Genomic DNA, 8,145 nt, shown 5'->3' with positions numbered 1-8,145 from the left:
CAAAAATACGAATTTTATTGTAAATAAGCAAATTATGCTTGTTAATTTTTTAATGTTGTTCTGCAAAAATCAACATTTTTTGAGATGATTTTGGACGAAATCTGATAAGTATCTGATTGAACGGAAGTTCTCCGTTTTTCCGTATCTCTTACGTAGAGATTCTGAAAATTGGTTCAAACTGGTTCATTTTATCCTGCCCCTGTTTTTTCTCCTCTTTATATAAAAGGTGTAACACCGACATCATCGTGAAGACGGATAAAGCGGATTGCAAATCCGCCAAATAAAGACAAAAGAAAGGGTGTGCCATAAGTCCATGACACACCCTTTCTTTTGTTTCCATTGAATATTAAACCCTGTTTCCCTCTTTAGGGAAAACCACGGTAGGCTTGAAGGTCTTAGCCTCCTCAAAGTCCATCAGGGCATAGGCGATGATAATGACGGTATCACCGACCTGCACCTTGCGGGCTGCCGCACCATTCAGACAGATGCAACCGCTGCCACGCTCACCCTTGATGATATAGGTCTCCAGGCGCTCGCCATTATTGTTATCCACAATCTGCACCTTCTCTCCTGCTATCAGGTTAGCTGCGTCCATCAGATCCTCATCTATCGTGATGCTACCCATGTAATTCAGGTTAGCCTCAGTTACTGTCACACAATGGAGCTTACTCTTCAATACTTCAATCTGCATTGTTCTGTTATTACTTTTATCTATTACGGATTAAACTTAATAAAGAAATCTATAGAGGAATTATCCTTTATACTTGATATGGTCGATGAGACGGATAGGAGTCTTGCCGCAATATACGGTGATGCAACCTACCACGTAGGCGCTATCCTCCCATGATGCCACATCCTGCAGGCTGTCGCCATCCACAATCTGGAAATACTCCACCTCCAGACCATCCACGGCATTGATGTCGCTCACCACCTTGTCGTGAGTTTCCTGCACGGTATGGTTCTTGGCAAACTCTACGCTCGCCTTCAGAGCCTTGTAGATATTCGGTGCGATGGCACGCTCATCAGCAGAGAGCAATGTATTGCGGCTGCTCTTAGCCAAGCCATCCTCATCACGGACGATAGGACACTCCACAATCTGCACATCACTGTTGATGTACTTCACGAGCTGCTTGATGACAGCAATCTGCTGCCAGTCTTTTTCTCCGAAATAAGCACGGGTAGGACAAACGATATAGAACAGGCGACTAACTACCTGGCATACACCATTGAAGTGGCCCGGACGCTTGGCACCCTCCATCACGGTACTTACCGGAGGGAACTCGAAGTGGCGGGTATCCGGTGTAGGATACATCTCCTCTACAGAAGGAGCAAACACATAGTCAGCGCCACAAGCCTCGAGGAGCTTGCAGTCAGCATCGAGTGTACGTGGATAACGCTCCAGGTCACCCTTGTCATTAAACTGAGTAGGATTCAAGAAAACGGAAACTACCGTAACACCGTTTTCCTCAACACTGCGCTTTACCAGAGAGGCATGACCCTCATGAAGCGCACCCATAGTTGGCACAAGGCCGATTTCCTTTCCCTCCTTGCGACGATCGAAAAGTTCGTTCTGGAGGTCAACAATCTTATTGATTACTTTCATCTTCTTATCTGTTTTCGGGTGCAAAATAACAACTTTTTTCTCAAATAAGAAAGAAAAAACCTAAAAATATGCGAATTATTGCCGAAATTATTGAATTTCAGAAGAAAAATACGCTTTTTTGGAGTTTTTTTTGTACCTTTGCACCTAATTCGTAAGAATAATAATTAAATTTATGGCAAAGAAAGTATTATTTATCAATCAGGAGATCGACCCATACGTAGCCGAGACCCACATGTCTATCATGGGACGCGAATTACCTCAGAAAATGCAGGAAGCAGGTTTTGAGATTCGCACCTTTATGCCTAAATGGGGCACCATCAATGAGCGTCGCGGCCAGCTGCACGAGGTGATTCGCCTGTCTGGTATGAACCTTATCATCGATGATACAGACCATCCGCTGATCATCAAGGTTGCATCTATACCAACAACACGTCAACAAATCTATTTCATTGATAACGACGATTACTTCACCCGCCGCCAGATGGCAGCCGACGAGCAGGGTGTGGAATATAAAGATAATGGGGAGCGCGCCATCTTCTTCGCACGCGGCGTACTGGAAACCGTGAAGAAGCTTCGCTGGCAGCCAGACGTCATCGTATGTCAGGGCTGGGTAAGCGCTGTGGTTCCTTTCTATATCAAGACGGCATACGCTGAGGAGCCTTCCTTCGCCAACTCAAAGGTGATCATCTCACTCTATACCAACGAGCTGAAGGGCGAACTCGGCACACACTTCAAGCGTTGCGTGGAGTTCCGTGATGCCAAGTCGGAACTGCTCTCTGACTACAAGGAGGACTTCGACTTCATCGAGTTGGGCAAGATGGCCATCGACTACAGCGACGGCGTGATTGAAGGCGAAAGCCTGGCAAACAGAACTCTCTTGGATTATGCCAATGAGAAGAGCAAGCCAACCCTCGCTTATCCTGGCGATGACTTTGCGGATGCCTACAAGACATTCATCAACGAAGTATGCCCTGACGAGGAGTAAGCTTCAGAAATTAGACACATTTCAAGGATAATGAAGATTTTAAGACTATTTACAGCGTTATTTATAGCAGCGATGACTATTGCTGCATGTGATGACACCACCGACAACATCGGATCGTCGATCACCAACGACGTTGATAACATCTCTATCAAAGACCAGGTGTTCAACGTCACCTCACGCTCCATCGTTTCCGGCCCGGTTCTGAGCCGAAACAATACGGGTATGATCGGTAATGTGAAGGATCCTGAGACCGGTACCTACGTAGCTGGCGACTATATGACCCAGTTTGGCGTACTGTCATCATTCAGTCTGGACACTTTGGAGTACATCCGCAATGCACACGATGGCAAGATCGAGGCAGACTCATGCTATCTCCTGGTATCATACAAGACTACATACGGTGATACCCTCGCACCGATGAAGGCTACTGCCTACGAAATGAGCAAGCCGATGAGCGAGGATCAGGAGTATTACTCAGACTATGATGCCTTCAAGGACAACTGGGTGAGCGAGAACAACTATAAGTCGAGCACCACCTATAACCTGAACAGCACGACGATGGCTTTCAAGATCTATCTGAACAAGCCATATAAGGCAAAGGATGGCAAGACCTACAAGAACTACGGTTCTTACGTGATGAATACCTTCGTGGATCACCCTGAGTACTTCAAGACCAACTGGGATTTCCTCAACAAGGTTTGTCCAGGTTTCTATGTCAAGAACGCGGGCGGTATCGGAAACGTAGCCAACATCTGGAATACCGAGTTGCAGTTCTACTACAAGATTCAGAAGACGGTGAAGAACTCTGCGGGCAACGACAGTATCGTAACAGGTCTCGCCTTCAACCGCTTTGACGGTACAGAAGAGGTGCTGCAGCTCAACAAGATTACCAACGACAGCAAGACTTTGGCTAATCTGGCAAAGGATGAGAGCTGCACCTACCTGAAGTCACCAGCCGGCATCTTCACAGAAGTAACGCTGCCAGTAGAGGATATCATGAAGGGCCATGAGAAGGATACGCTGAATACAGCTACCATCTCTTTCCCGAGAATGAACAATGTAGATAACAACAACGACTATCAGTTCAGCGTTCCTTCTACTATCCTGATGGTACAGAAAGACAGTCTGGATGCCTTCTTCGAGAAGAACAAGCTGACAGACAACCGCACCTCCTATACGGCTTCTTACAACAAGAACTCTACAGGCGTGAAGAATGCCTATACCTTCTATAACATCAGTAACCTGGTTACGGTGATGTACAAGAACAAGGGCAAGAGTGAAAACTGGAACAAGGTGGTGCTGGTACCTGTGACCTTGACCACAAGTACACAGAACAATGCTACCGTGATTACCAAGATCAATCACGACATGCAGCTCACCTCTACCCGACTGATCAAGGCGACGGATGATCCTGACAAGGATTACACCACCAAGGACGGCAAGCGGGTGGCTACAGGTCCTGTTCAGATTAAGGTAATCTACAGTAAGTTCAAGGAATAAATTCATGGCAGATAATTTCCTTGAACGCCACCGCGAAGATTACGAGCAGCGCAAGGCTGCCTGGCTGCGACGCAAGAAGCATCTTCCAAAAATCAAGAAGCCTGCTATCAAGCGTCCTGATGATGAAGCTTTATAAAAGATTCTATATTTCAAAAGAGGGTGTGTCATGGTTTATGACACACCCTCTTTTTCGTTTATTCATCGAGTTTTCTTCATCGGATTACGCTGAGTAAACGGAGCCTTAACCGCCTTCCTCGGATTACGCACGGAATTTTAGACGGAAAGCGACCTATGCGGTCGAGGGGCGTAAACCACATCATATTTTAGGCACGCAGATTGCGCAGATGACGCAGATTCTTTCATCCGATAAATCTGCGTCATCTGCGAAATCTGCGTGACCTTATACATGTGGTTTAAGCCCCTCGACCGCATAGGTCGTTTTCCGTTTAAATTCCGTGCATAATCCGGGGAGCAAGAATGTTCCGTTTTCTCCGCGAAATCCGATGAATAAAACTCGATGAACAAAAAAACAATGAACAAAAATTTTTCTATGAGAGAATGGTGAACTTGGCAAACTTCAGAAGCAACTGCTTGGTTCCTGCATTCAGGAACTCTACGGTAGCCTTCGTGTTCTCTCCGGTACCTTCTATCTTCAATACCGTTCCTATTCCAAAACGCTGATGCTCGATTCTACAGCCCTCGCTGAGAGAACCTGCAGCTGAGGACGCATTAGAAACAGAAGAACCAGAAGATGCTACGGATGAAGAACTAGCGGTATCACTCATGATTCTATGTACTGCATTCACAGCTCTTACAGATTTAAATCCTGGTTTAGGATCAGCCATGAACTGCGAAGCTACAGGCTTAGAGTTTTGATAATCACGTCTATAGCCTGACCGGTCTCTATCCCATGGCATTCTTCCACCATAACCACCTTCAGAACCATATCTACTACTTGAACCATAGCCACCATACGAATTTCTTCCCCCACCGAATGAAGATTCAGGAGTCTCTTCGCCTCCCTCTATCAGACTGGCATCAATCTCATCGATGAAGCGGCTCGGATTATCAAATTCCATCTTGCCATATCGGAAACGGTTCTTGGCATTGGTCAGGATGCAATGCTTCTCGGCACGGGTAATCGCAACATAGAGCAGACGACGCTCCTCTTCCAGTTCCCTGACAGAAACTGCAGCAAGCGGACTCGGGAAGATATTCTCCTCCAAACCTACTACGAAAACAGTAGCAAACTCCAGACCCTTCGCCGCATGAACCGTCATGAGCGAAACTCTCGGTTCATCCTTCTCTCCCTCACTATCCGCATCCGTCAGCAGCGCCACATCCTGCAGATAATCAGTAAGATAGGCTTCATCCATTCGTCCCTCTTCCTGGCGTCCAGCCACGAAGGTCTGCATACCACTCAGAAACTCCTCCAGGTTTTCCTGGCGAGCCAGGTCATCGGCATTCTTGCCCGACATGATATCCTCGCTGATTCTACTCTCCCTGATGATGGCATCACCCAGTTCATAGACATCCAGGGTATGCGAACGGTCAATGAACGAAGAGATGAGCAGGCGGAAATTCTCGAGCTTCGTCTGCGTACCCTTGTTGACATTCAGTCCGTAATGCTCCACATTACCTATTACCTCCCAGAAACTCACCTGGTTCTGATGGGCACAATCGGCAATTTTCATCACGGTAGTAGCACCGATGCCACGAGCCGGATAATTGATGATACGCTTGAAAGCCTCCTCATCGTCAGGGTTGGCAACGAGACGGAAATAGGCGATGATATCCTTGATTTCCTTACGCTGATAGAAACTCAATCCACCATAAATACGATATGGGATACCCTGCTTTCTGAATTCCTCCTCGAAGCTGCGGCTCTGGGCATTGGTACGATAGAGAATGGCAAATTGATCGTATCCGCAATCATCCTGCCGCTTGATGCGCTGGATATTCTTCGCCACAATCAGTGCCTCCTCCTTGTCGCTGTAGGCAGGCTTATACAGAATCTTCTCTCCTTTATCATTTTTGCTGAACACCTCTTTCTGAATCTGATTGCGGTTATGATGAATCAGACTGTTGGCTGCCTCCACGATAGTTTGAGTAGATCGGTAGTTCTGTTCCAGCTTAAAGAGTTTAGCCTTCTTACCATCTTGCGATGGAAAATCTTTGGTAAAAGACAATATATTATCAATATCAGCTCCTCTAAAACTATAAATACTTTGAGAATCATCTCCGACTGCACAAATAGCCTTTTCTTGCATAGCATTGTATAGCAAAGAAAGTATCTTTTTTTGAACATAATTTGTGTCCTGATACTCATCTACCATTATGTACTTAAAAAGATTTCCGTACTTCTCCAAAACATCTTTCCTTTCTATGAAAAGACGATAAGTATAAACTAACAGATCATCAAAATCCATCGCATTAGCTAATCTACAACGTTGTACGTATTCACGATAGATCTTTGCTATTTCTGGCATTTTTGCCCGTTTATCCTGATTTATAATATCAGAATCGCTTTCATACGAATCCACACTTATCAGATGATTCTTGGCCATAGAAATTCTTGCATGTACAGCAGCAGGCTTATATACTTTTTCATTCATATCCATCTCTTTTATAATAGACTTCAGTAAAGACCGAGAATCAGCTTCATCATAAATCGTAAAATCAGAAGGAAAACCGATTTTATCGGATTCTACATGCAAAATTCTAGCAAAGACACTATGAAAAGTACCCATATATTTCTGCCTTATATAAAATGTTTCACCAAACATTTTACGAATACGTTCAACCATTTCTTTTGCTGCTTTATTTGTAAAAGTAAGCACCAATAAGGAATATAAATCTTTGCCTTTAGCTAGGAGATAAGCAATCTTATAGGTAAGCACACGCGTTTTGCCCGAACCTGCACCGGCAATCACCAGCGAAGGTCCGTCAATATACTCTACCGCAGCACGCTGCGCATCATTCAAGTCGTTCAATAAATCCATTTATCAATATTTGCAGGAAAAACTATAAACTACTCAAGTTTCGCAAGTAAGCCCCACACGCCCTGAAAGGGCAGAAGCTCCTAGCCCAGGGCATCGCCCTGGGTGTTTATGGACACAAAACTGTCGCCCTGTAAGGGCAAAAGCTTTCAAATCCCTGGCAATATACAAAGCTTTTGCCCTTACAGGGCGCCTTGCTGATTGCCATTATACCCAGGGCGATGCCCTGGGCTAGGAGCTTTTGGGCCTTCAGCCCGTACTTGAACCACATGCGAAACTTCAGTAAACTGTTAACAAACCATCACTTCCCCCTATATCCTCCTACAGCCGTGCTTGGGTCGTAGTCTTCACCCTCACGAGGGAACGAAGGGATGAATTTCATCTGATGTTCAATCTGTCGCTGGCGCTTCTTCATATAAGCGCTCGGATACAGGGAGCTGAACTTTCTAGGATTAGGCAGCGTAGCAGCTATCAGGGCACACTCGCCACGGAAGAGATCCTGCGCTTTCTTGTTGAAATGATACTCAGCCACCGCATCGACACCATAGATACCCGGTCCCATCTCGATACTGTTGAGATAGACCTCCATGATGCGCTGCTTGCTCCACATCATTTCAATGAGAAAGGTGAAATACACCTCAAATCCCTTGCGGGTCCAGGAACGGCCCGGCCAGAGGAATACGTTTTTGGCGGTCTGCTGACTGATGGTACTGGCACCATGCACCTTACCGCCACGGGCATTATTCTTGGCAGCACTCTCGATGGCATTGAAGTCGAAGCCATGATGCTTGAGGAATCGGGCATCCTCGCTCGCCATCACCGCCACAGGCATGTGAGGGGAAATCTTATCCATCGAAACCCAATGATGATGCAAGGTAATACTTTCACCATCAGCCACTTGCTGAAAACAGCGGATAATCATCAACGGAGTAACATATACCGGAATAAAACGGTAGGCTACTACAGCAAGAATGGTGGTACTGAAAAACAGCACCACCACCCATCTTACGATATTTCTGATCTTTTTTAGAACCATCTATCTTCTTTTTCCCTTATCG

Annotated in this window: 7 protein-coding genes; 3 read left to right on the top strand and 4 right to left on the bottom strand. The window is 45.7% G+C overall.

The annotated features are described in order from the left end of the window. Positions 1 to 346: 346 nt before the first annotated feature. Both panD and panC read right to left on the bottom strand, forming a co-directional pair. On the bottom strand, positions 347 to 691 hold the full coding sequence (panD, locus tag DW657_RS10930) for an aspartate 1-decarboxylase (protein ID WP_089545082.1): 345 nt from the start codon (positions 689 to 691) through the stop codon (positions 347 to 349). A gap of 60 nt (positions 692 to 751) precedes the next feature. Next, positions 752 to 1,603, bottom strand: coding sequence for a pantoate--beta-alanine ligase (gene panC, locus DW657_RS10925; protein ID WP_118312525.1), 852 nt, complete (start codon positions 1,601 to 1,603; stop codon positions 752 to 754). Positions 1,604 to 1,775: 172 nt separating this feature from the next. Here panC and DW657_RS10920 point away from each other — a divergent pair, with 172 nt between their 5' ends. The 3 genes from DW657_RS10920 to DW657_RS10910 are packed head-to-tail and all read left to right on the top strand — an operon-like array spanning position 1,776 to position 4,224. Beyond that, complete coding sequence (locus DW657_RS10920) at positions 1,776 to 2,588, top strand: glycogen/starch synthase (RefSeq protein ID WP_118312524.1); 813 nt, start codon at positions 1,776 to 1,778, stop codon at positions 2,586 to 2,588. Between the two features lie 30 nt (positions 2,589 to 2,618). Then, complete coding sequence (locus tag DW657_RS10915; RefSeq protein ID WP_118312523.1) at positions 2,619 to 4,088, top strand: DUF4270 domain-containing protein; 1,470 nt, start codon at positions 2,619 to 2,621, stop codon at positions 4,086 to 4,088. 4 nt (positions 4,089 to 4,092) lie between these two features. Further along, positions 4,093 to 4,224: a dehydrogenase gene (locus DW657_RS10910; protein WP_118312522.1), complete on the top strand. Its 132-nt coding sequence runs from the start codon at positions 4,093 to 4,095 to the stop codon at positions 4,222 to 4,224. 412 nt (positions 4,225 to 4,636) lie between these two features. Here the strand turns inward: DW657_RS10910 and DW657_RS10905 are convergent, their stop codons facing one another. Further along, positions 4,637 to 7,090 (bottom strand): ATP-dependent helicase, encoded by a 2,454-nt coding sequence (locus DW657_RS10905; RefSeq protein WP_118312521.1) that lies wholly within the window; start codon positions 7,088 to 7,090, stop codon positions 4,637 to 4,639. Between the two features lie 298 nt (positions 7,091 to 7,388). Then, positions 7,389 to 8,123 carry a monofunctional biosynthetic peptidoglycan transglycosylase gene (mtgA, locus tag DW657_RS10900; protein ID WP_089545088.1) on the bottom strand — a complete coding sequence of 245 codons (735 nt, stop codon included), beginning with the start codon at positions 8,121 to 8,123 and terminating at the stop codon, positions 7,389 to 7,391. Positions 8,124 to 8,145: the final 22 nt, after the last annotated feature.

Source organism: Prevotella sp. AM23-5, assembly GCF_003473645.1.
Taxonomy (GTDB): Bacteria; Bacteroidota; Bacteroidia; order Bacteroidales; family Bacteroidaceae; genus Prevotella; species Prevotella copri_A.
Note: the sequence above shows the minus strand (reverse complement) of the source record. Positions and strands in the feature narration are given on the sequence as shown.